This is a genomic window from bacterium, assembly GCA_024226335.1.
Classification (GTDB): Bacteria; Myxococcota_A; UBA9160; order SZUA-336; family SZUA-336; genus JAAELY01.
The window spans coordinates 39,989-64,028 of the sequence record JAAELY010000311.1; the positions used below are offsets into that span (position 1 = coordinate 39,989).

General features: G+C 62.3%; 22 protein-coding genes. 13 read left to right on the top strand and 9 right to left on the bottom strand.

Going from position 1 to position 24,040, the window contains the following annotated elements; all coding sequences use genetic code 11:
• Positions 1 to 10 precede the first annotated feature (10 nt).
• The 3 genes from gatB to GY725_16215 form a co-directional block, all read right to left on the bottom strand.
• On the bottom strand, positions 11 to 1,456 hold the full coding sequence (gene gatB / locus GY725_16205; GenBank protein ID MCP4005733.1) for an Asp-tRNA(Asn)/Glu-tRNA(Gln) amidotransferase subunit GatB: 1,446 nt from the start codon (positions 1,454 to 1,456) through the stop codon (positions 11 to 13).
• 71 nt (positions 1,457 to 1,527) lie between these two features.
• Positions 1,528 to 2,604 carry a glycosyltransferase gene (locus GY725_16210; protein MCP4005734.1) on the bottom strand — a complete coding sequence of 359 codons (1,077 nt, stop codon included), beginning with the start codon at positions 2,602 to 2,604 and terminating at the stop codon, positions 1,528 to 1,530.
• A gap of 24 nt (positions 2,605 to 2,628) precedes the next feature.
• A complete protein-coding gene (locus tag GY725_16215) occupies positions 2,629 to 5,247 on the bottom strand; it encodes a leucine--tRNA ligase (protein MCP4005735.1) in 2,619 nt (872 codons plus the stop codon).
• A gap of 53 nt (positions 5,248 to 5,300) precedes the next feature.
• On the opposite strand from GY725_16215, the gene GY725_16220 reads away from it, so the two are divergent.
• From GY725_16220 to GY725_16230, 3 genes are read left to right on the top strand one after another with little or no spacing between them, the layout of a single operon-like run.
• Positions 5,301 to 6,269, top strand: coding sequence for a sulfurtransferase (locus GY725_16220; GenBank protein MCP4005736.1), 969 nt, complete (start codon positions 5,301 to 5,303; stop codon positions 6,267 to 6,269).
• A 37-nt stretch (positions 6,270 to 6,306) separates the two neighbouring features.
• Positions 6,307 to 6,999 (top strand): rhomboid family intramembrane serine protease, encoded by a 693-nt coding sequence (locus GY725_16225; GenBank protein MCP4005737.1) that lies wholly within the window; start codon positions 6,307 to 6,309, stop codon positions 6,997 to 6,999.
• Between the two features lie 14 nt (positions 7,000 to 7,013).
• On the top strand, positions 7,014 to 7,745 hold the full coding sequence (locus GY725_16230) for an HAD family hydrolase (protein MCP4005738.1): 732 nt from the start codon (positions 7,014 to 7,016) through the stop codon (positions 7,743 to 7,745).
• A gap of 31 nt (positions 7,746 to 7,776) precedes the next feature.
• On the opposite strand, the gene rimO is transcribed toward GY725_16230, so the two are convergent.
• Positions 7,777 to 9,123: a 30S ribosomal protein S12 methylthiotransferase RimO gene (gene rimO / locus GY725_16235; GenBank protein MCP4005739.1), complete on the bottom strand. Its 1,347-nt coding sequence runs from the start codon at positions 9,121 to 9,123 to the stop codon at positions 7,777 to 7,779.
• Between the two features lie 109 nt (positions 9,124 to 9,232).
• Between rimO and GY725_16240 the strand changes: the two genes are divergently transcribed.
• From GY725_16240 to GY725_16255, 4 genes are all read left to right on the top strand, one after another.
• The gene (locus tag GY725_16240) at positions 9,233 to 9,631 is read left to right on the top strand and encodes a hypothetical protein (GenBank protein MCP4005740.1); all 399 of its coding nucleotides are present in this window, start codon (positions 9,233 to 9,235) and stop codon (positions 9,629 to 9,631) included.
• Between the two features lie 39 nt (positions 9,632 to 9,670).
• Positions 9,671 to 10,150: a YfcE family phosphodiesterase gene (locus tag GY725_16245; protein ID MCP4005741.1), complete on the top strand. Its 480-nt coding sequence runs from the start codon at positions 9,671 to 9,673 to the stop codon at positions 10,148 to 10,150.
• Positions 10,150 to 10,791, top strand: a complete 642-nt coding sequence (locus tag GY725_16250; GenBank protein MCP4005742.1) for an NUDIX domain-containing protein — start codon at positions 10,150 to 10,152, stop codon at positions 10,789 to 10,791. Before GY725_16245 ends, GY725_16250 begins: the two co-directional genes overlap by 1 nt.
• 160 nt (positions 10,792 to 10,951) lie before the next feature.
• Positions 10,952 to 11,182 (top strand): hypothetical protein, encoded by a 231-nt coding sequence (locus tag GY725_16255; protein MCP4005743.1) that lies wholly within the window; start codon positions 10,952 to 10,954, stop codon positions 11,180 to 11,182.
• 15 nt (positions 11,183 to 11,197) lie between these two features.
• On the opposite strand, the gene GY725_16260 is transcribed toward GY725_16255, so the two are convergent.
• Positions 11,198 to 12,997, bottom strand: a complete 1,800-nt coding sequence (locus GY725_16260; protein ID MCP4005744.1) for a chloride channel protein — start codon at positions 12,995 to 12,997, stop codon at positions 11,198 to 11,200.
• 257 nt (positions 12,998 to 13,254) lie between these two features.
• On the opposite strand from GY725_16260, the gene GY725_16265 reads away from it, so the two are divergent.
• Positions 13,255 to 14,664, top strand: coding sequence for a sigma-54-dependent Fis family transcriptional regulator (locus tag GY725_16265; protein MCP4005745.1), 1,410 nt, complete (start codon positions 13,255 to 13,257; stop codon positions 14,662 to 14,664).
• Here GY725_16265 and GY725_16270 read toward each other — a convergent pair.
• Both GY725_16270 and GY725_16275 read right to left on the bottom strand, forming a co-directional pair.
• Positions 14,653 to 15,216 (bottom strand): carboxymuconolactone decarboxylase family protein, encoded by a 564-nt coding sequence (locus GY725_16270; GenBank protein ID MCP4005746.1) that lies wholly within the window; start codon positions 15,214 to 15,216, stop codon positions 14,653 to 14,655. The genes GY725_16265 and GY725_16270 overlap by 12 nt on opposite strands.
• 25 nt (positions 15,217 to 15,241) lie before the next feature.
• Positions 15,242 to 16,195: a CoA ester lyase gene (locus tag GY725_16275; protein ID MCP4005747.1), complete on the bottom strand. Its 954-nt coding sequence runs from the start codon at positions 16,193 to 16,195 to the stop codon at positions 15,242 to 15,244.
• 194 nt (positions 16,196 to 16,389) lie between these two features.
• Between GY725_16275 and GY725_16280 the strand changes: the two genes are divergently transcribed.
• From GY725_16280 to GY725_16295, 4 genes are all read left to right on the top strand, one after another.
• Complete coding sequence (locus tag GY725_16280; protein MCP4005748.1) at positions 16,390 to 17,439, top strand: CoA ester lyase; 1,050 nt, start codon at positions 16,390 to 16,392, stop codon at positions 17,437 to 17,439.
• Positions 17,440 to 17,515: 76 nt separating this feature from the next.
• Positions 17,516 to 18,277, top strand: coding sequence for an SDR family oxidoreductase (locus GY725_16285; protein ID MCP4005749.1), 762 nt, complete (start codon positions 17,516 to 17,518; stop codon positions 18,275 to 18,277).
• A 29-nt stretch (positions 18,278 to 18,306) separates the two neighbouring features.
• The gene (locus GY725_16290; protein MCP4005750.1) at positions 18,307 to 19,137 is read left to right on the top strand and encodes a M23 family metallopeptidase; all 831 of its coding nucleotides are present in this window, start codon (positions 18,307 to 18,309) and stop codon (positions 19,135 to 19,137) included.
• Positions 19,138 to 19,300: 163 nt separating this feature from the next.
• Complete coding sequence (locus GY725_16295) at positions 19,301 to 19,657, top strand: DUF2059 domain-containing protein (GenBank protein ID MCP4005751.1); 357 nt, start codon at positions 19,301 to 19,303, stop codon at positions 19,655 to 19,657.
• Here the strand turns inward: GY725_16295 and ilvN are convergent.
• Positions 19,650 to 20,174: an acetolactate synthase small subunit gene (gene ilvN, locus GY725_16300; protein ID MCP4005752.1), complete on the bottom strand. Its 525-nt coding sequence runs from the start codon at positions 20,172 to 20,174 to the stop codon at positions 19,650 to 19,652. The genes GY725_16295 and ilvN overlap by 8 nt on opposite strands.
• Before the next feature lie 4 nt (positions 20,175 to 20,178).
• Positions 20,179 to 21,894: a biosynthetic-type acetolactate synthase large subunit gene (gene ilvB, locus GY725_16305; protein ID MCP4005753.1), complete on the bottom strand. Its 1,716-nt coding sequence runs from the start codon at positions 21,892 to 21,894 to the stop codon at positions 20,179 to 20,181.
• 365 nt (positions 21,895 to 22,259) lie between these two features.
• Here ilvB and GY725_16310 point away from each other — a divergent pair, with 365 nt between their 5' ends.
• Positions 22,260 to 23,903, top strand: a complete 1,644-nt coding sequence (locus GY725_16310) for a fumarate hydratase (GenBank protein MCP4005754.1) — start codon at positions 22,260 to 22,262, stop codon at positions 23,901 to 23,903.
• The last annotated feature ends 137 nt before the right edge of the window (positions 23,904 to 24,040 follow it).

Consider the following 24,040-nt stretch of genomic DNA (forward strand, 5'->3'; position numbering starts at 1 on the left):
ATCCGGCGCCTCAATCAGCGAGCAGGCGCGAGAGAATCTCGCGCACCGCAGCGGGATCGGCCTTGCCCTGCGACTCCTTCATGATCTTGCCCAGGAAGAAGTTCAGCAGCTTGGCTTCACCGGCGCGGAACTGCTCTGCCTGCTTCGGATTCGCCTCGATCACGCCGCGCGCGAGCGCCTCGAGTTCTCCGGAGTCCGAGACGGCTTCAAGGCCGCGCGCCTCCATGACCGCCTCCGGCGCAGCGCCGGTCTGTGCAGTTTCCGCGAATACTTCGCGCGCGCTCGCAGCGGTGAGTTTGCCCTCGTCGATCAATTTCAAGAGATCGGCCATATGCCTCGGCGTGAGCGCGAGCTCGTTGAGTTCCCCGCCCTTTTCGGAGAGCAGGCTCAGAAGACTGCGGATGAGCCAGTTCGCGAGCGACTTCGCATCACTGTGCAGCGCGGCCGTCTGCTCGAAGAACTCGGCCACCTCGCGATCCTCGGTGAGCAGTGCGGCGTCTTGCGCCGAGAGTCCGAACTCCGAAGCGTATCGCGCGCGCTTCACGTGCGGCAGTTCGGGCAAGAGGAGCTTCTGCTCGGCGAGGAATTCCGGATCGATCTTTAGCGGTGGCAGGTCGGGATCCGGGAAATAGCGATAGTCGTCGGCGTTCTCCTTGCTGCGTTGCGGCCGACTCTCGCCCGCACGATCGTCCCAGTTGCGCGTCTCCTGAACGATCTCTCCGCCGTCTTCGATCACTTCGATCTGCCGTTCGATCTCGTAGTCGATGGCCTTCTCGACGAACTTGAACGAGTTGATGTTCTTCAACTCGACCTTGGTACCGAGCCTCGTTTCGCCCTTGCGTCGCACCGAGACATTGGCGTCGCAGCGAAACTGCCCCTTCTCCATGTCAGCGAAACTCACATCCAGATAGCGGAGAATCGAGCGCAAACTGCGCAGATACGCCCCGGCTTCCTTCGAAGTGCGAATATCCGGCTCCGACACGATCTCGATCAGAGGCGTACCGGCGCGATTGAGATTGACGTGGGTCACCCCGCCGCCGGTGATCGCGTCGTCGTGGATGCTCTTGGCCGCATCTTCCTCCATGTGAATACGCGTGAGCGCGATACTGCCCGCTTCCCCGTCGAGTTCTATGGGCACCGCGCCACCCAGAGAGTACGGCTGTTCGTACTGCGAAATCTGGTAGCCCTTCGGGAGATCGGGATAGAAGTAGTGTTTGCGAGCGAATACCGAGAACGGCTGAATCTCACAGCCCAGGCCGAGCGCGGCGCGCACCGCGAGTTCGACCGCCTTCTCGTTGAGCACGGGCAGGACGCCCGGCATGCCCAGGTCGACCTCGGTCGTCTGGGTATTGGGCTCGGCGCCAAACGCGTGCGGCGCTGAACTGAACAACTTGGCGCTCGTCTTGAGCTGCGCGTGCACCTCGAGACCGATCACTGCTTCCCAGCCTGGTTCCACGCAGACCTCCTTGACCTGGAATCTACCCGAGCGGGCGGCTCACTGCAGCGCCCTGCGCCAAAACGGGCGGGTCACTCCAGAACACGGGTGAAATCGCGCACGACGGTTTCCAGTCGGAACTCCTCGGGCAGTTCCGGTCGGGTGCTCTTTTCGGGAACTGCGAGGCTTTCGATGGCGTTTGCGAAGCCCTGCAGGTCACCATCGGGTACGAGGATGCAACCCTCCAGCGGGCCGACGATCTCGCCGGTACCGCCGGCCGAATCGAAAGCCACCACCCGGGCCCCGCAGGCCACGGCTTCGAGCACCGCCACCGGCAGGCCTTCGCGCCGCGAACTCTGGGCAAAAACATCGGCGTGCCGCATCCAGGCGAAAGGATCAGCGGTGTAACCGGGCAGGTGAACCCGCTCGCTCAGTCCGAGACCTTCGATCTGCACCTCGAGCGCCGCTCGTTCCGCACCCTCACCGACGATCCACAACTGCGCAGTCGGCAGATTGCGCGCCACGATCGCGAACGCATCGACGAGGCGGTCGTAGCCCTTCTCGTATCCGAGCCGCCCCGCCCCCAGGATATGCGGCCCCGGACCCGTGTAGGGCGAGGTTTCATTGGACAGCGCAGCTTCGATTCGATCTGTATCGATCGGGTTGCGGATCAAGCGCAGCTTCTCACGCCGGACACCGAAGTGGGACACCAGATCGTCGCTGATCGCATTCGAACAGCTGATGATCTCGTCGGCGCGGGGGTAGAGCAAACGATAAGCCGTGCGCCAGATCGGCTTGTTGGAGCGCTCTGCGACCTCGGCTGAAACAGTGGTGTGCTCCTGAAGCACGACGCGCGTGTCGCGCGGAAGCAGGGGTTTGAGAATGAGCAGAGCCAGGTTCAGATAGCCGAGGTTGGGCAACACGACGTCGGGCTTCAGACTGCGAACCAGCCTGAGCAACGGAATAAGCGCGTAACGCACGCGCCGGGCCTGTAGGTCGTGTAGTTCGATGTGATCGGGCAGATCGGCCAGGAACGCGCCCTTGCGTTCGACCAGAGCCAGGTGCAAGTCGAAGCGCTCTCGCGGCAGGTGTTTGAGCAAAAGCGCAATGACGCGCTCGGCGCCGCCGAGTTCGAGCGTCGGAATTACGAAGAGGAGTTTGGACTTCACGCGACGGCCAGAGTCACGACGGTATCAAGGTACGAGATTGATCAGGCGTCCGGGAACATAGATCACGCGTCGCAGCGGTCCGTCGCCCACGAATTTGGACACGTTCTCGACGGCCAGCGCGATCTCGCGAACGGTGTCTTCGTCCGCGTCTGCCGGTACCACGATGCGCCCCCGCATCTTCCCCTTGACCTGCACGCTGATCTCGACTTCATCCCGGGCCAATGCGTCGGCATCGGCCTGAGGCCAGGCTTCGTAGGTGAGAGTCTCCGAGTGACCGAGGCGACTCCAGAGTTCTTCGCTCAGATGCGGTGCCAGTGGCGCCAGAAGGAGCAACAGGGCCTCGGCTGTCGAGCGGGGGATCACAGCCTCCTTCTCGATGTCGCGCACAAATACCATCAAGGCGGAGAGCGCCGTGTTGAAACTCAGTTCTTCGCAGTCTTTCGTCACGCGCTCGATCGTCTCCGCCAGCAGGCGTCGCTGGGCCTCGGTGCCTTCACCGTCCGGCAGTTCGCGCACGACGTCTTCGTTGCGCTCGTCACAGATCAGGCGGTGCACCCGCTGCAGGAAACGAAACACGCCGGGCATGCCCTCGGTCGACCAGGGTGCGGCTTTCGCCAGCGGGCCGATGAACATTTCGTACAGGCGCATGGCGTCGGTGCCGTACTCGGCGATCACGTCATCGGGATTGACGACGTTGCCACGACTCTTGGACATCTTCTCCACGACCTCTTCGAGATCGATGTCGATCGTCGGAGCCACCGGCCGGCCCGCCACCCAACGCACGGAATCCGGCTCGACCCACTCTTCCTGCAACTGCTGTCCCGAGCCGATGTGCAGGGGTGTTTCGCCTTCGAAGCGCACGTCCGCCGCCGTGTAGTACTTCGGTGTGTCGCTTTCGGGATCGCTGTAGTAGCGGTAGCTCTTGCCCTGAATCATCCCGGGGTTCAGAAGCTTCTGGAACGGTTCTTTCGTGGAGACCACACCCAGGTCGTAGAGCACCTTGTGCCAGAAGCGCGAATACAGAAGATGCAATACCGCGTGCTCGGCACCGCCCACGTACAGATCGACGGGCATCCAGTACTTCTCGGCTTCTTTGGAAATCGCCGATCCCACATTGTCGGGATCGCAGAAGCGCAGGAAGTACCAACAGCTTCCCGCCCATTGCGGCATGGTGTTGGCATCGCGTCGGGCGGGCTGGCCGGTGTCGGGGTCGGTCGTGTTGACCCAGTCGCTCACTCGCGCCAGCGGCGGCTGAAAATCGCCACTGGGCTTGAAGTCGTCGAGCTCGGGAAGCTGCACCGGCAATTGATCGTCGGGAACCAGCTTCAGGCTGCCGTCTTCCAGGTGGAGGACGGGGAATGGTTCGCCCCAGTAGCGCTGCCGACTGAAGAGCCAATCGCGCAGCTTGTAGGTGACCGTCCCCTCGCCGCAACCTCGCTCTTCGAGCCACTCGATCGTCTTCTTCTTGGCCTCGACGACCTTCAGCCCGTTGAGGAAGCCCGAGTTGATCGCCGGTCCATCGCCCAGGAAAGCCTTGCCGTCAAAACCCTCGCTCGGCTCGACGGTGCGAATGATCGGAAGATCGAAGGCTTCGGCGAAATCCCAGTCGCGCCCGTCCTGTCCGGGTACGGCCATGATGGCGCCCGTTCCGTAGGAGATCAGCACGTAATCCGCGATCCAGACGGGAATCTTTTCGTCGTTGACGGGATTGGTCGCATAGGCGCCGGTGAACACGCCCGTCTTCTGCTTGAGATCGGCGATGCGCGACCGCTCGCTCTTGCGCGCCGTCGACTCCACGTACGCTTCGACTGCCGCGCGTTGTTCGTCCGTCGTTACGCGACCGACCAATGGATGCTCGGGAGCCAGGACCATATACGTGGCGCCGAACAGCGTATCGGGTCGGGTCGTGAACACTTCGATCGACTCATCCGGGTGATCTGGCAGCGGGAAGAAGACCCGCGCGCCTTCGGAACGACCGATCCAATCGCGCTGCATCTTCTTGATGTGATCGGGCCAATCGACTTCTTCCAGATCGTCGATCAGACGTTGCGCATAGGCGGTGATCTTGAGCATCCACTGCTTGAGCGGAACGCGCGTGACCGGATAGCCGCCGATTTCGCTGCGACCGTCACGCACCTCTTCGTTGGCCAGCACCGTGCCCAGTCCCTGACACCAGTTGACCGGGATCTCGGCCTCATACGCCAGACCGCGCTCGAAGAGCTGCTGGAAGATCCACTGCGTCCAGCGCACGTAGGTGGGATCGGTCGTGTCGATCTCGCGATCCCAGTCGTAGCTCAGCCCGAGCGCCATCAGCTGCTCTTTGAAGCGCGAGACGTTCTGCCCGGTGGTGATCCGGGGATGTTGGCCCGTACGCACGGCGTGCTGCTCGGCCGGCAGACCAAACGCGTCCCATCCCATTGGATGCAAGACATTGAAACCGCGCATGCGCTTGTAGCGCGCGTATACGTCGGTCGCGACGTACCCCTTCGGATGGCCGACGTGCAATCCATCGCCCGAGGGATACGGGAACATGTCGAGCACGTAGAACTTGGGCCTGGACGGATCGATCTCCGTCTTGAAGGTCTTGTGCTCGAGCCAGTAGCTCTGCCATTTGAGTTCGATCTTGCGCGGCTCGTACGCCATGGGCGTGGATCTTAGCGAGAACAGGGACTTGTGCGAGTGCGCCAAGGTGATGGATGGGCAATCGCGAGCGGAAAATCGGCGTGGGCGCGCGCCCGGCCAGACAGAAACCCCTTTCGGTCAAGCGACTCCTGGTCGACAATCGGAGCATGTCGCAGCCCGACAGTCCGCCCGAAATCCCCGTCCCGCTCCTCGTCTCATCCGTGTGGCTGGCGCAACACCTCGGCGAACCCGATCTGCGCATCGTAGATGCGAGCTGGTATCTGCCCGCCGCAGAGCGCGACCCGCAAGCGGAATTCGCCGCCGGACATATCCCGGGAGCCGTCCATCTGGACCTCTCGAGCGACCTGGCCGATCCCGATGCACCGGTCCGCAATACCCTGGCCAGCCCGGAGGCGCTGGGAGCGCGCTTTGCGCGGGCCGGAATCGGCACCGAGCACCATGTGGTCGTCTACGACCGACTGGGCGGATTCTCCGCGGGTAGAGTCTGGTGGAGCCTGCGCTGCGCGGGTCACCGACGCACCTCACTGCTCGACGGCGGATTGCAGGCGTGGACTCTCGATGAACAGCCGCTGAGCGATCGCGCAGCGGAGCACGCGCCCGGAAAATTCGAAGTCGACCCGCAGCCGCAGCTATTGAGCGATCTATCGCAGGTGTTGGAATCCCTGCCCGATCGCAGCCTGCAGATCGTCGATGCGCGTTCGGCGGCGCGTTTCCGCGGCGAAGGCCCCGAACCCGCCCGGCACCGGGGACATATTCCCGGTTCGCTCAACGTGCCCTACAACGCCAATCTGCAAGCAGATCCGCCGAGGTTCAAAGACCCGGAATCTCTGCGCCAGACCTACGAGCGCGCCGGTGTTCGCTTCGATCGTCCAATTGTCACGACCTGCGGTTCCGGCGTGACGGCCTCTCTCAACGCCTTCGTGCTGACGCTTCTGGGGCACCGGGACGTCTCGGTCTACGATGGCTCGTGGGCGGAGTGGGGAAACCGAGACGACGTTCCGGTTGCTCGGGATCGGGAGTAGAAGAGATTTCACGAGCCCGAAACAGATTGACGGTCCGGTGATCCCGCTCAAGGACAGCATCACCTCGCGGCGCTTTCCGATCGTCAACTACGCGATGATCGGCCTGTGCACACTGGCGTTCTACATGGAGTTCTCCGCCGGAGCCGGTCTCGACGAACTTCTGCACGAGCACGCGCTGATCCCGGCGCGTTTCGTGAGTCTGGGCGAACGAATCGGCTACTGGCACTTCAGCGTTTTCGCTCCGTTTTTCAGCTCGATGTTTCTACACGCGGGCTTCCTGCACTTTGCGGGAAACATGCTCTTCCTCTGGATCTTCGGCGACAACGTCGAGGACCATATGGGGCACCTGGGCTATCTGGCCTTTTATCTGCTCGGCGGCGGCTTCGCCGGACTCGCCCACGTGATCTCGAGCCCGGCTTCCGTGGTTCCCACAATCGGCGCCAGCGGTGCGATCGCCGCGGTCATGGGCGCTTACGTAGTGCTCTATCCGCGCGCGCGCATCGTTTCGCTGGTCATCATCTTCTTCTACATCCGCACGATCTCCGTTCCCGCCGTCGTGTACCTGGGTCTGTGGTTCCTCATGCAGATCCTGAAGGGATCGGCCAGCTCGGGCGCACCCGACGACGGCGGCGTCGCATGGTGGGCACACACGGGAGGTTTCGCATTCGGCTTGATCCTGGTGAGCCTGCTAGGCGTTCGAGGCTCGGCGGCCTCGGGTCGACCGGGATGAGCCCGACCTCCAGAATGTCGAAGATCACGACGGAACTCCCGAGGCGTGGAGATCTCGACGCGCTCTTCCTCGACGCGGGCAATACACTCATGTCGATGGACTTCTCGTGGATTTCCGGCGAACTGGCGAAACTCGGCCATCCGGTACCCGGCGAGCGCATCGCGCGCAACGAAGCACGCATCCGGCCGAGTATTTCGAAGCAACTCCTGGAAGATACCTCCACCGAGAGCCGCGACTTCTTCCACCAGTATCTGACGCTGATCCTCGAACCCCTGATCGCGGTGACCGGAGAACAGGCGCGCGAAGTCATCGATGTACTCGCCCCACGACTGAAGCCCGAAGGCACGAGCGAGCGCCTCTGGTCGGCCGTGTTACCGGGAATACCAGAGAGCCTGGAGCAGTTGCGGGCGTCCGGGTTGAAGCTCGTGGTCGTGAGCAACGCGGACGGCACCATCGAGCGGAACATCCAGAACAGTGGACTCCGGGAGTTCTTCGATGCTGTGGTGGATTCGCACGTGGTCGGATCGGAGAAACCCGATCCGGGCATCTTCTTGCACGCACTCGAGGCCGTGCAGGTCTCCCCGACCCGGACGCTGCACGCCGGTGATATCTACGCTGCAGACGTCGTCGGGGCGCGGGCTGCAGGCGTGCACCCCGTCCTGCTCGACCCCTACGAAGACTGGGGCGAACTCGACTGCCCCAAGGTCCTGAACGTACCCGATCTGACCCGCAGGCTACTCGCCTAGCGGTCCGCTCAAAACACCGCCTGCATTCGGGCTAGAGCAACTCCGCCTCGAGGTCGAGGTCGCGCACACCCGTTATGCGAGCATCCACGAACTCGCCGCGCGGGGCGGCGGATTTCAGGAACACCACACCGTCGACTTCGGGTGCTTGCGACCAGATGCGGCCGATCGAAGTACCCGTAGAACTGCTGTCGATCAGCACTCGCTCGTTGCTGCCCACCTGTTTCTTCAGGCTCTCACGCATGATGTCCTGTTGCAGGGCCATGAGGTGGCGATGCCGCTCGATCGCGACTTCGCGCGGCACCTTCTCGGCAAAATCGGCAGCGGGCGTGCCTTCTTCATCGGAATAACGGAACGCACCGACGCGTTCAAAACGCGCTTCGCGCAGGAGATCGCACAGAGCGTCGAAGTCCGCATCGGTTTCGCCGGGAAAACCCACGATGAAGGTCGAACGCAGCAGCGCGTTGGGGATACGCTCGCGCAACTTGTGAATCAGCGCGCGTTGGCGATCCGCGGTCACACCGCGCTTCATCGCCTTGAGCAGATTGTCGCTGGCGTGCTGTAGGGGCATGTCGATATACGGCAGAACGCGACTGGCCCCGGCAATCGCTTCGATCACTTCGTCACTCACCGCCGTCGGATACAGATAGAGCAGACGAACCCAGTCGAGTTCCTCCACTGCATCGAGGGCGCGAATCAATTCGTGCAGACGCGGTCGGCCGTAGAGGTCCTTGCCCCAGGAACACGTGTCCTGAGAAATCACATTGATCTCGCCCGCACCCTCGCGACCCAGGGTTCGCGCCTCGGCGATCACGGACTCCAACGTGCGACTCTGGAAAGGTCCGCGAATTTCCGGAATCGCGCAGAAAGCACAGGCACGATCGCATCCTTCTGCGACCTTCACATACGCGCTGTGCTGACCACCGATGATCAGGCGCGGGCTGTCTTCGTCATACAGATATGTCTGGCCCGCATCCACGTAGACTCCGCGCGAGCGGCCTTCGAGCACTTCGTCGAGTATCTGCACGATTCCCTGGAACTGGCCGGTCCCTACGAAGGAATCGACCTCGGGAAGTTCGCGCGCCAGTTCCTGTCCGTAACGCTGAGGCAGACAGCCTGTCACGATCAGGCCGCGAAGCTGACCCTCTTCTCGCAAGTCTGCGAGATCCAGAATCGCTTCGATCGACTCCTCTCGCGCACTCTGGATGAACGAGCAGGTATTGACCACGGCGACGTCGGCGTCTTCGAGGCGCTCGGCAATCGCGTAATCCCCCAGGGCCGTCGAGCCGAGCATCACCTCGGTATCGACCTGGTTCTTGGGGCAACCCAAGGTGCGAAAATAGACCAGTGCTTTGGCAGGGGCGGGCTTCATCGGAGACACAGGTTACCTTCTGTCTGGTGAGGGGGCGACCAGGCTGGCCGCAGGCCGCTCCAGGGCCGGGCCTGAGCGAGGCCTGGCCAGGGTCCGGATCTTTGGGGAGGTGTCCGGCATGTTGCAGCGATTGGCTGCCGCCTATTTCGGCGGTGCGGTGGGAGCACTGATCGTAGTCGCCGTGCTGTGGATTTCGGGGCGGGCGGAACTGATGAAGGCCATAGGGGTAATGTACACACCCCCGCTTTCATGGGAGTGGATCGCACCCTACCTGCTAGGCGGAAGCTTCTTCGGGCTGGGATATCCCTTCTTGCGCAGCCGCGGGCTGGGTCCGCGTCGCTCGGGAGTGATCCTGGCGATTCTCCCCTGCCTGACCAACCTGTTCTACTTCCTGCCCCATGCGGGTTACGGGATACTGGCCATCGACCTCGGTGCCGCCGCACCTCTGGTCGTGGTGGCCGCGTGCGGAATCTGGGGCTACGCGCTATCCCAGGTCACGAAGCGAATGGGCACCTGAGAACACGCGCTCGATACGGAAACACTGGATGGGAACGCAATGCGGATCGGTGTGGTCAGCGACACGCACGACAACCTGCGCAACGTCGCGAGAATCGTCGAACTCTTCAACGCGGCGAGGGTCGAGCGTGTGATCCACACGGGAGACATCACGCATCCGAACACCCTCGAGGTATTCGCGCGACTCGAAGCGCCACTTCACGGGGTTTTTGGAAATAACGATGCCGACCGCGATGCCCTCGAGAGCACCGCAGAAAACCTTGGATTCAGCCTGGTCGAACCGCCGCTTCGCCTGCAATGGGCCGGACGCGAACTGACCGTGGTCCACGATCCCTACGCCCATCGCGATCACGAACTGGGCCCGCTACTCCTCCATGGTCATCATCACCGACGCCGCATCGAGCGCGCTGGCGACGGCCTGATCTTCAACCCCGGCGAGAGTGCGGGGCTCATCGAAGGCAGTAACGCGGTCGGCGTGATCGACCTGATCGAACTCGCCACGGAGATCCTGGATTTCTGATGCGCAGCAAGATCGTCGCCATCGCAGACCAGGTTCGAGCCATCGCGAGTACCGGACTGCACTTCAACGATATCGAGTACGACCGCGAGCGTTACGAAAGACTGCTCCGACTGGCCGCCGAACTCACCACACTCACCGCGCTCGACGACGATCGGCTCGATGCAGAGGCGATTGAAGCCCTGTACCGCAGTGCAGACCACGGATACGTGACTCCAAAACTCGACGCGCGCATGGCGATCTTCCGCGCCGACCGGGTTCTTCTGATCAAAGAAGGCGTCGACCGCTGCTGGGCACTTCCCGGAGGCTACATCGATGTGGGTGACAGCCCCTCCGAGGCTGCAGTGCGCGAAACGGCGGAAGAAGCGGGCCTGGAAACCCGGGCCCGGCGGCTGGCGGGCGTCTTCGATCTGCGCCTGCAGCCCGACTGTCCGCCGCAGATCTTCCACATCCACAAGTACCTGTTCACCGGTGAGGCGCTCGATGCGAACGCCGAGCCCCGCGCCGGGAGTGAAGCGATCGACGTCGGATTCTTCTCACTCGACGACCTTCCCAGACTTTCGCGGGGACGCACGCTGCCCCTGCACATTCGCGAAGCCTACCGGGTGCACCGAGACCCGGAGGCTCTGCCGTATTTTGACTGAAGTGCGATCAAGGCGAGCGCCTTTTGCGGTTCCCCTCCTCGCTCTGCTGCTCACATCGACGGGTTGCGCGACTCTGGTCAGCGGCACCCGCGAGTCGATTCACATAGAGACGGAGCCTGCAGGTGCGAGCGTGTTGATTCGTCCAGGAGAAATCCGAACCGTGACGCCCGCGACCCTGGACCTCAAACGCCGCGCTGCGCCCTACAGCCTGGAGATCCATCGCGAAGGCTACGCCTCGGAGCGCGTGTACATCCGTGCAAGACCGAATGCGTGGGCGTGCGGCAATTTGCTGCTCATCACCATTCCGGGAGTTCTCATCGACTGGGCCTCGGGCGCGGCCATCGACCTTGAACCCGACTCGATCCGGCTGGTTCTCGCGCCGGAACCGTAGCCCGTTCTCGCGCCCTCAGGTCTCGCGTCGTTTGGCGAGTTCACGCCCGTAGGCGTTCATCATGTCGCGATAGTCGAGCATGCCGATGATTGCGCTCGTCTCGGATCCTTCGATCGGGGGTTCGAGTACGGGGATCTGTGGACAACCCGAAACGCGAAACAGTTCGTGAGCGCGGTACAGATCGTCGTCCGGCAGGACAGAGACCGGCGGAGCCGCGATGTCTCCGGCGACGACGAAGCGATCGAGGTGGTGATCGTCCATGACCGGCCGGATCTGCTCGGCGGTGAGCAGTCCCACGAGTTTGCCCGTGGGATTGACGACGGGCACCGTCGCATCCCGTCCGCCCAGTACGATGCCGCGCAGGGCTTCGAAACGCGCGCCGGGCGAGACCGTCGGCACGTCCTCCGAGGCACGGAACACGTCTGCGACGAGCATCTCCTCAAGCACGTTGATCGTCAGATCCGATACATGCGCCGGTGAATGAAAGCGGTCCTTGACCTGGCTCTTGTAGATCGAGGTTCCCCGAGTCAGGATCATCGAGATGACCGATACGAGCATCAGCGGCGGGAGCAGCGCGTAGCCGCCCGTCATCTCGGTAACCATGAGCATGGCACCGATTGGCGCACTGGCCACACCCGCAAAGAAGCTCGCCATGCCGACAAGCACGAAAGCCGCCGGATTCGGAAACAGCTCCGGCGACAGGAGTTCGCCTCCGTAGCCGATCGTGGCACCGAGCATTCCGCCAATGAAGAGCGTGGGGCCGAAGACACCGCCACTTCCACCGGATCCGATCGTGAGACAGGTGGAAAGGATCTTGGCCGCGACGATCCAAGCCATCGCCGTCAACACCATCTCACCGTCGAGGGCTTTCTGGATGTATCCCCAGCCCGCGCCGTAGGCTTCCGGGTACCACAGACCGATGAAACCCACGCACAACCCGCCGATCATGGGCCGAATCGCTCGCGGCCCGGGAATCCGCGGAAAGACCCGGTCGCTGAGCCAGTAGTACAGCCAGATATAGCCGCGACCCACGGGTACGGTGACCAATGCCAGGACCAGATAACCGGGAATCTCGATCGGAGTGACCAGTGCAAGGCTTGGAATCGCGAAGATGCGCTCGCCTCCGAGCAAAAGCATGAACAGGATGTACGCCGTGACCGAGGAGATGACGCTCGGAATCAGTGCATCGGATTCAAAATCCTCTTTGTAGAGCACCTCGATCGCGGTGATCGCACTGCCCAGCGGCGCTCGAAAGATGGCACCCAGACCGCCTGCGGTTCCGGCCAGCAAGAGGATGCGGCGATCGCGCGCGCTCAAGCCGAATCGAACCGCCAGGAACGAACCGATTCCCGCGCCGATCTGAGCGATCGGTCCCTCTTTGCCCGCACTTCCGCCCGTTCCCAGTGTGAGTAGGGTCGCCAGGCCCTTGATGAAGGGAACCCGTCCGGGGACCATGCCGCGCCCGCGGTGAAACGAGTTGATCATCTCGTCGGTACCGGGTCCGGCCGCCTCGGGCGCAAAGCGGTAGACGATCAAGCCCGAAAGCAGGCCGCCGATCGCGGGCAGAATGAAGAACAACCAGCGCCGAGGTTCACCCGGGGAGACTTCACTGTGAAAGATCTGATCGCCCGGAGGAGCCGGTTGCGGCATGTGCGCGAGCAAATTGAAACTGAGGTGGCTGGCCGCTTCCAACGCCAGGAAGAAAATGACGGCGGCGAGCCCCGAAGCGAGACCGACCGCGATCCCGTAGATGATCCAGCGACTCTGGAGTTCCCGCAGCCGGTGAACGAAACTGCGATTTTCAGGCGACGACACCGTTAGCCGAACTCCTGGGAAAACGGGCCAATAGGCCGAAACCTAGGCCGCGGGAGAAAGCTGGGGAGGGTTACCGGCGGCGAGTCTAGCACCCGCGAGAAAATCCGCGCTGTCGCCAACTCCCCGCGGGAGACCACCGGATGCAGCGCACTCCGCTTGCGACAGATCTACCCTCTTCGGTTCTCAGAATACCAGTCTCGCCACATGTTTGCAGTTTGAGTTGAGAAGCCCGGCGGGCCACCTAGACTCGATTTCCGATGCCCGTTCCCACCACCGTTCGATTGCTGCTGGTTGACGATGAGGTGCTCTCGAGACGCGCCCTCGCCCGCACCCTGGCCTCGTTGAAAATCGAGATCACCGCTCTGGCCGATGCAGACGAGGCTTCCGCGGCGCTCGAGCGCGAGGATTTCGAAGGACTGCTGATCCGGCAGAAGACCGGAGGCCGCGATGGCCTCGAATTGATTCGCCGAGCACGGGAGTTGTACCCACAGATCACCTGCATCCTGCTGGCAGATCTCGATACGCCCGAGGCCTCTCGCGACGCCCTGGAAGCGGGTGCCTTCTGGGTCCTGCCCCGGCCCTTCGAACACGGTTTTGCGGCCGTGCGCGACGTGGTCCAGCGGGCTCTCGCATCGTGTGCACCGGGCGATGGCAGCGCTCAGGTGAAGCGCGCGGGCTCCCGCACGATCATCGGCGAGAGCGCGGCCCTGCAAAGCGTGCTCTCGATCGCGCACAAGGTCGCGTCGAGCGCCGCGACCGTGCTCGTCACGGGAGAAAGCGGTACCGGCAAGGAACTGTTTGCGCGGGCGATCCACGATCACAGCCGCCGCGCGGACCGTGCCTTCATTCCGGTGAACTGCGGTGCGATTCCCGAGGACTTACTGGAGTCGGAACTGTTCGGACATGTTCGCGGCGCGTTCACGCACGCCGTCGAGGATCGCCAGGGACGCTTCACGCTGGCAGACGGCGGAACGATTTTCCTGGATGAAATTGGTGATATGAGCCCGTCTCTGCAGGTCAAGCTCCTGCGCGTTCTGGAAGACGGCTGCTTTGAACCCGTCGGCGCGTCGCGCACTCAGCGAGTCGACGTGCGCGTGATCGCCGCCACCAATCAGAAGCTCGAAGCCGCCATGCAGGTCGGTCAATTCAGGCGCGACCTGTTCTATCGACTCAATGTAGTTCCAATCGAGCTACCGCCACTGCGCGAGCGGCGCGAAGACGTTCCGACGCTCGTGGAGCACTTCATGAAGCGCATCCTCGAGCGGCGTGGCGTGCAACGGCACGTTTCGGCTTCGGCGCTGGAACTTCTGCAACGCTACGACTGGCCGGGGAATGTGCGTGAACTCGAGAACGTGCTCGAACGCGTTGTCTTGCTGTCCAGTGGAGATTGCATTCGAGCCGAAGACCTGCCGCCGCCCATTGGCGATTCGCGCCCGCAGGAGAGCGAAAACGGGACGCAACTCCCCGGATCGGGCCTGGCGTTTTCCGAACTCGTGGCTCGCTATGAGCGCGACCTGCTGAAGCGAGCGCTCGACCAGACCGGTTGGAACAAGAGTCGTGCGGCCGTCCTGCTCGGACTCAACCGAACGACCTTGCTCGAGATGATCAAGCGTCGGGACGTGACCCCCGACACCACGCAAGATCGGGCGGTGGACTCACTCGTCTAGAACGTCGTCGATCGCCTCGACCACCTGAACGCCGCCCGCGGGTTCCAAGTCGAGTCCCGTCGTCTCCATGATGCGTGCAACCAGCATGTAGAAACCGATCGCCACCACCAGTTCCACGATCTCCTGCGCGGAGAGCTTCTGCTTGAGAGGCTCGAGTACGGCGTCGGAGGGACGCGCGTGATCGATCAATTCGCTGGTGAAGCCCAGGACATCGCGCTCCAGTTCGTCGAAACAGGACGCCTGGATCTCGCCCTTTTCGAGGGCCGCGATCTGCGCTTTCGTGGCACCGGCCCGTTCGGCGATCGGAACGTGCTGGACCCACTCGTACTCGGCCTTCGATACCCGCGCCACCTGCAGGATTGCCAGCTCACGCAGCTTGTCGTCGAGCATCTGTCGGCCCAGGATCGTTCCTCCCAGACGCACCAGTGAGCTGAAGTTGCGCTCGGCATGCGCGAACATGCGAAAAATCCCCAGTTTTAACGGCAATGCGTCGTAGACCTCGCGCACGCTCGAATGCAAGTCGCTTATGTTCTTGTACGGAAGCCGAGACATGAAACTCTCCTTCTGTGAACGCGGCTCAGTCGACACCCGCGAGGCGCGCGCGTTCAAGCGTGTTCCTGGCCCGCGCCAGATGCGGCGCATCGACCATCTGGCCGCGGAACTGGAAGGCCATCCGACCTTCCTTCTCGTGCCGTTCGAACTCTGCAACGAGTTCGCGGCTCTCTTGGATGTCGTCCGCAGACGGTGTGAGAACTTGATTGACGATCTCGACCTGGTTCGGGTGGATCGTCAGCTTGCCGGTAAAACCGATTTGCGCCGCTTCCCGTGCTTCGGCGCGCAGGCCGTCGAGATCGTGCACGTCGACCCATACACCGTCGAGTGGCTGCACGCCCGCCGCGCAGGCCGCAAGCAGAGCCATGTGGCGGGCGTAGCGGAAGATCTCCAGGTACTGCCCGTCATCGCCGCGATTGCGCGTGGCACCGAGCGCCGCAGACAGGTCCTCGGCGCCCCAGGTCAGCCCATCGACGCGCGGAGCGGAAGCGAGTTCCGAGATGTTCATCAATCCCTGCGGTGTCTCAGTGGCGATCACGAGCACGCGAACCGCACCCTGCGGATGACCGTGCTCGCACTCGAGTTTCGTGAGCATCGCATCGATCTGCTCCAAGTCCGCCGCACCGCGGGTCTTCGGCACCAGGTATGCGTCGGGCGGTGTGCGCATGGTCGCTTCGTAGTCGCGCGCCCCCCAGGGCGTGTCGAGCGGGTTGCAGCGCACGATGCGCTCCTGGCGGCCGAAGTCCACGTCTCGCAACCAGCCGGCGATCTCTTCGCGAGCATCGTCCTTTTGATCGGGAGTCACCGCATCTTCGAGATCGAGCACCAGCGCATCCGCGGGAAGAGCCAGCGATTTGAGCAGCATCTTCTCGCTTGCCCCGGGGACGAAATGGGCGGCTCGGCGCAGTCGTGGCATATCTGCCTTCCAATCCAGGTTCGAGTCCATGCCAGGTTCGAGTCCATGCGGGTTCGGACCCATGCTCTTCTTCTTTTCCGGATCATACGTCAGGCAGAAAAGCGTTGCCGGGCGGATGGCGGGTCGGGACCGGCGGATTAGAAGCGTTCGCGGGACAGTGTTATGGTGCCGCCCGAGTCCTCCGGAAGAGCCTCGCGGCGATCCCGGCGGTCCACCCGGTCAGGCCCCTCACGTGGCCGTTCCCAAAGGAGGCTCCTATGAAAAGCCCGCGAGATTTCTTCAAGCCCAAGGCAATCGGCGCCCCTCAGCCGCTGCACGAGGTTCCTCTGCGCCCCTCGCGCATGATCCACTTCTTCGATCCCAGCAACCCGCGGATGGCCGCCAAGGTGCCGGATATCGCCAAGAAGGTGGATATCCTCCTGGGCAACCTCGAGGACGCGATTCCGACCGAACGCAAGGTCGATGCGCGCGAAGGCCTGATCAAGATCGCCAAGGACACGGACTTCGGATCGACCCAGCTCTGGACGCGCGTCAACAGCCTGGACAGCCCCTGGTTCTTCGACGATCTCACGCGTCTGGTCAGCGAGATCGGCGATCGTCTCGACGTGATCATGGTTCCCAAGGTCGAAGGCGCCTGGGACATACATTTCGTCGACCAGTTCCTGGCACAACTCGAAGCGAAGGCCGGCCTGCAGAAACCACTCCTGGTCCACGCGATCCTGGAAACCGCTCTGGGCGTGGCGAATGTCGAAGAGATCCTGGCCGCCAGCCCGCGCATGCAGGGCCTGAGCCTGGGGCCGGCCGACCTGGCCGCATCGCGTCGCATGAAGACGACACGAGTTGGCGGCGGTCACCCAGGCTACCTGGTGCGAGTGGACCCGGACGAAAAAAACCCGGACGCACCGCGAACGACTGCGCAACAGGACCTCTGGCACTACACGATGGGGCGCATGGTCGACGCGTGCGCCGCGACCGGCGCCCTGCCTTTCTACGGACCCTTTGGGGCGATCGACGATCCGCTGGCCTGCGAAGACCAGTTCCGCAACGCGTTCCTGATGGGCTGCGTGGGAACCTGGTCGCTCCACCCGAGCCAGATCGAGATCGCCAAGCGCGTGTTCAGCCCACCCGCCGACGAAGTCGATTGGGCCAAGAGGGTGATCGAAGCCATGCCCGACGGCAGCGGCACCGTCATGCTCGAAGGCAAGATGCAGGACGACGCGACGTTCAAGCAGTGCCAGGTCATGGTGAATCTGGCGAAGCTGATCTCTGAGCGCGACGAGGAATACCGCAAGCAGTACGGGTTCTAGAAAGAGCTCTCACCCGGCAGAGAATTCGCTGGTTCAATTCGGTGTGCCGCGCGCACACCCTCAAGGAGGTAGATGGATGTCGCTCGCAGGACGTGTTGCACTCGTAACCGGCGGCAGTCGTGGAATCGGCCGCGCGATCTCGTTGGGATTGGCAGAAGACGGAGCCGATGTGGCGATCAACTTCCGTCGCGATGAAGCTGCGGCCAAGGAAGTCGTCGCAGAAGCCGAAGCCATGGGACGACGAGCAATAGCCTATGCCGCTTCGGTCGACTCGTACGAAGAAGACGAGCGCATGGTCGAACAAATCCTCGCGGACTTCGGCCACATCGACATCCTGGTCAACAACGCGGGCATCGCCAGTCGCGGTCAGACGGTCAAGAACACCGATCCCCTGGAACTCGAACGGGTGATGCGGGTTCACTCGTTCGCGCCACATCATCTTTCGAGCCTGGTCATCCCGAGCATGCGCACGCAGTCGCGCGGGGACATCATCATGATATCGAGCGCGGCAACACTGGGCCATGCAGGCGGCGGGGCCCCCTATAACATGGGCAAGTCCGCCATGGAATCGCTGGCCTGGTCGCTTTCGAAGGAAGAGAAGAAACACGGCATCCATGTGAACATCGTCGCTCCGGGGCTGGTGGAAACCGAGATGGGCCGCCGACTCATGAAGGCGACCGCGGGCGTCGACGACCTGCGCAAGCTGGACTCGAGCATGCCGTTTGGACGGGTTTGCCAGCCGGAAGACGTCGCAAACGTGGTTCGCTTCTTCGTATCGGAGAAGGCCGGTTATGTGACCGGCGAGCGAATCTACGTACACGGCGGAGGGCAGAGCTGAAGCGCAGATGCAAGAGGATGCTGGCGAGCTTGCTGCTGATCGCGGTGTCGCTGGCCTTTTCCCATCCGACACCTCCGCGAAATCCCTGCGCCAATCGTCTGCATCTGAACGAGATACGGGAAGCGGAGTTCATCGAACTCGTTGCCGACAACCAGTGCCACGTGCCGGTGTACTTCCGCGTTTCCTGGAGCGAACTCGTCGGCTTGCGACCTGAACACCCGGGCCCCTATGAGGCGATCGTTCAGGCGAACTCGGTTCAGCCCATCGCGCGCTTGAGCGTCCTCGACAAACTCGAGGCCAGCAAGTTCCATCCGAAGGCCGAGTTCAGGATCGGGACGAAGCGTGCGATTCACGATGACTCGTTTCGCTACGCGTTTCCCTTTGGCGGTGCGGAGCCCAGGCGATTGCTCCAGGGCACTTCGGACGGACCGAGCCACACGGACAAGAGCCGCTTCGCCTTCGACTTCGAAATGCCCATCGGCACAGCGGTGCTCGCTGCGCGCTCGGGCATCGTGCTGATGGTGGCCGACGGCTTCGGTCCCGGCGGGGACGATCGCAGGCGCTTCCAACAACGCGTGAATCAGGTGGTCGTATTGCACGAAGACGGCACCGCGGGCGAGTACGCCCATCTGCGCAAGGGAGTCGCGGTCGAAGAAGGGCAACAAATCGAGGCAGGCACGCTTCTGGGGTACAGCGGTGTTTCGGGCTATAGCTCGGGACCGCACCTGCACTTCGACGTTGGCCGACTCGAAGCAGCCGGAGCGATCACCACCTTGCCCATCCAGTTCGTTGGAGAACAGGACCTGGTAAAGGGAAGAGAGTACGGGCCCGGGACACCGGCACCGGAAGGCAAGCGCTGATCTTGAAGACACGACCGGAGGTCTCCATCCTCTCGGCATGAAACTCGAAATCGCGTCTCGGTTCGCATCCCTGTTTATCGCACTCGGCATCTGCTGCGCGCCCGCCCTCCAGGCGGGAGCAGACAGCGACGACGCTGCACCAGCCACCCGGAGGGGCCGGACCGTGCTCCTACTGAACGCGATGGGTGTGCGCGATCAGACCGGACCCGCGCTCAATCGGCAGCTCGAGAAATTCCAGCAACTCCATCCGGATGTTCCCCACGATTTCTGGCGCGAGCAGTACAAGCGCCACGTGGAGGCGAAGCTGATGATCAACGGGATGGCCGAAGTGATCGAAGAAGACTTCGCCGAGGCGGAGGTCGAGGCCCTGCTCGACTTCTACCAGAGCCCGGTGGGAATGCGCATGGTGGAACTGCGCGTACGCCTCGGGAAGATCGCGGGTCCGCTGGGCAAACGCCTCGGGAGGCTGTTTTCGAGCGAAATCCGCGTCGAATTGGAAAAGCGCGGCTATCTCAAGTGAGTTGCCGCCCCCGGGCCATGAGCAGCTTTCCCGATCGCACCAGTTCGACCAGCTGGAACGGTCGCAGAAGATCGATGAAAGCGTCGAGCTTCTCGCTGGAGCCGTACACCTGCAGAATCAGGGAGTCGGTTCCGTAGTCGACGACCTTCGCCTTGTAGTGCTCTGAGATCTGCAGGATGTGTGTGCGTTCGTCGATCGCGCAGTCGAGTTTCAGAAGTGCGATCTCCGTCTCGTAGGCGTCATCGCGGGTATGGTCGACCGCATGCACCACGTCGACCAGCTTGGCCAGTTGCTTGATCATCTGCTCCAGCGCTCCACTATTGCCCGAGCAGGTGATCGTCATGCGGGCGAAACGGCCTTCTGCCGCAGGACTGACGACCAGACTCTCGATATTGAACGCGCGCCGCGAGAACACGAGCGACACGCGAACCAGAACCCCGGGCTTGTTGTTCACGAAGAGCGAGATGGTGTGAATCGGATTGGATTCCGAAGTCGGGATGGTCTGGGCTGCACTCATGGGATCACGTGCTTCCTGTGGGTTTCTGGAGCTTGTGTTTCGGTGCTTCAATCAGCATTTCGCCGACCGAGCCACCGGCCGGGATCATGGGAAAGACATTGTCTTCCTTGACGACTTCGGCCACGACGACACACGGGCCTTCATCGTAGGCGTGCGCCTCTTCGAGAATGCGATCCGTGTCGGCTGAACGCTTGATGCGGAAGGCCTTGACTCCATACGCCTGGGCGAGCTTCACGAAGTCGGGATTGCCTTCCAGATCGGCTCCGGACAGTCGGTTCTCGTAGAACATCTCCTGCCACTGCCGGATCATACCCAGGAAGTTGTTGTTGATGATCAGACACTTCGCCTTCAGCTTGTGGATCTGCGCAGTCGCGAGTTCCATGCTGGTCATCTGGAAACCACCGTCCCCGACCACGGCCCAGACCTTCTTGTCCGGATTCGCAAACGCGGCCCCAATCGCGGCGGGCCAGCCGAAACCCATGGTTCCCGCACCGCCACTCGAGATCCAATGGCGATTCGAGCGCGCCTTGCAGAACTGCGCCGCCCACATCTGATGCTGGCCGACGTCCGTCGTAAAAATGGCTTCCCCTGCGGTGATCGCGTTGAGACGGTCCAGCACGTACTGCGCGCGCAGCCCCCCCTGCTTTGAGTACTTGAGGGGAAACTGTTTGCGCCAGCGCTCGCACTGGTCGAGCCATTCGGCGGTGTCGGCCATCTCGACCTGGGGAATCAGGTCTTCGATCACGAGTCGCGCGTCGCCCAGGATCGAAATATCCGGAACCACGATCTTGCTGAACTCCGCCGGATCGATATCGATGTGGATCTTGATGGCGTCGGTGCAGAACTCGTCGAGCTTGCCCGTGATGCGATCGTCCCAACGACCGCCGATCGACATGATCAGATCGCAGTCGGCCACCGCCTTGTTTGCGTACGCGGTCCCGTGCATTCCCATCATGCCCAGGTGTAGCGGGTGCATTTCGTCGACCGCGCCCTTGCCCAGAAGCGTCGTGACGACCGGCGCGCGTAACTTCTCGGCGAGCGTCGTGACCGCCTTTCCCGCATCTGCAATCACGGCACCATGGCCCACGTACAGAAGCGGCCGCTTCGCGCGGCTCAGATGTCGCGCGGCCTCGACGATCTTGTCGGGTTCGGCGCGTGAGGGCACTTCGTAACCGGGCAGATCCAGTTCATCGGAAAAAGGCGCGGCGCAGGGACCCTGGCCAATGTCCTTGGGCAGGTCGATCAGCACGGGGCCAGGCCGCCCGGTCGTCGCCAGGTGAAACGCCTCGCGCAAGATGCGCGGGACATCCTCGGCCTCCTTGATGAGATAGGAGTGCTTGACCACCGGATAGGTAATACCCGTGACGTCGGCTTCCTGGAATGCGTCCTTACCGAGCATGGGCAGGATCTGCTGACCGCAAATCACGATGATCGGAGCCGAATCCATCAGCGCAGTCAGCAATCCGGTCACGGTATTGGTGGCCCCCGGGCCCGAAGTCACCAGGACCACACCGGGCTTGCCCGTCGAACGAGCGTAGCCATCGGCCATGTGCGTTGCACCCTGCTCGTGGCGCGTCAGGATCAACTTGATCTTCGAATCGACAAGCGCGTCAAAGATCGGCATGACCGCACCGCCAGATAGGCCAAAAATGTACTCAACGCCTTCTCGCTCAAGACATTGAACGAGCTTTTCACCACCTGTGGGGAGATTTTGATCCATTTCCAGACTCCGGCAAATAGGATTCGAGCTTTGAACAGCCCGAATCCGAGGATCTTACATGAAAGGACCTGCCCGTCCAGAAAAAATGACCCGGGTTTCTCCGAATATGAGGGAAAAGACATTTGATAATCCAATAAATCGATAGATTTAGAGCGAAACCGTCCCGCCAATCCCTCCTGAGCCTCGAAACTGAGCCGAAAACATCCAAAATCAACGATGTCCGGACCGGCGGGCCTGTGCAAATCGCCCGAAGAGACCCAAACAGCAATTCCAGGAGAGGATTTCGGCGTAAACCGGGCACTCGCAGGCGATTCTCGCGCCGCCCGTAGGCCGGCTCTATACTCCGCCGCTCGGAGGAGGAGCGCATGGCAGAATTTCACTATCAGGATCCTTTCGAGCTCGGTCCCGACGAGACGCCTTACCGCAAGCTGACGTCCGAACACGTGTCCCTGATCGAGTTCGAAGGGCGCAAGATCTTGAAGATCGAGCCGGAAGCGCTGCGCAGACTCGCCCGCGACGCGATGGACGACATCGCCCATCTGCTTCGTCCGAGTCACCTGAAACAACTCCGGCATATCCTCGACGATCCAGAAGCGTCGGATAACGATCGCTTCGTGGCTCTGGAACTACTCAAGAATGCGAACATCGCCGCGGGACGTGTTCTTCCCGGTTGCCAGGACACGGGCACTGCCATCGTCATCGGTCACAAGGGCGGCAACGTCTACACCGGCTTTGACGATCGAGAGAGCTTGTCAAAGGGGATCTTCGACGCCTACCAGGAGAGGAATCTGCGCTTCTCGCAGATGGCCCCGCTCGACATGTACGAAGAGAAGAACACCGGAACGAACCTGCCGGCCCAGATCGATCTGTACGCCGAAGAAGGCGATGAATATCATTTTCTATTCATGGCCAAAGGCGGTGGCTCGGCAAACAAGACCTTCCTGTATCAGGAAACCAAAGCGCTCTTGAATCCGGAAACCCTGTTGAATTTCGCCGCGGAAAAGATCCGCACGATCGGCACCTCCGCCTGCCCGCCCTATCACCTGGCCTTGGTGATCGGCGGTACATCGGCGGAATCGACACTCAAGACGGTCAAGCTCGCGAGTGCGCGTTACCTCGACACACTACCCTGCAGTGGCAACCCGCACGGTCGCGCGTTTCGCGATCTCGATATCGAAGACAAGATCCGCAAGCTGTGCAACGAGACCGGCATCGGGGCACAGTTCGGCGGCAAGTACTACGCGCATGACGTGCGCGTGATTCGCCTGCCCCGACACGGCGCGTCCTGCCCCGTTGGCCTGGGCGTGTCCTGCTCTGCGGACCGTCAGATCCAGGGCGTCATCAATCGCAACGGCATTTTCCTGGAGCAACTCGAAACGAATCCGGCGCAGTACCTGCCCGACACGACCGACGACGATCTCGAAGGCGACGTCGTATCAATCGATCTGGACCGGCCGATGGCGGAGATCCTCGCGGAACTCAGCAAGCACGAGGTCTCAACGCGTCTCTCGCTCAACGGTACGATCATCGTAGGACGCGACATCGCCCACGCCAAGCTCAAGGAGCGGCTCGATGCCGGTCAGGGTCTGCCGCAATACCTGAAGGACCACATCATCTACTACGCGGGGCCGGCCAAGAAGCCCGAAGGCCGTGCATCGGGTTCCTTTGGACCGACGACGGCCGGTCGTATGGACTCCTACGTCGATCTCTTTCAGTCGAACGGCGGCAGCATGGTGATGCTGGCCAAGGGCAATCGCTCCACGCAGGTACGCGACGCGTGCAAACAGCACGGTGGCTTTTACCTGGGCTCGATTGGCGGCCCCGCCGCACGACTGGCCGACCACTGCATCAAGAAGGTCGAAGTCGTGGAGTTCGAAGAACTGGGCATGGAAGCCATCTGGAAGATCGAAGTCGAAAACTTCCCCGCATTCATCGTGGTCGACGACAAGGGCAATGACTTCTACGCCGACCTGATCGGCAAGCCGGCCCCGGTCGTAAAGATCGGCTAGGGAATCTCTGCACAGGGAGGAATCGAGCGAGAAGCGGGAGTCGCCGCCTGAGCAAGAAGCGTGATCCGATCGCAGATCCGTAGATCTGCAGAGGGTCGCGCGACGCAGCGCAGGCGGATGCATCGCGCTGCGCAGCC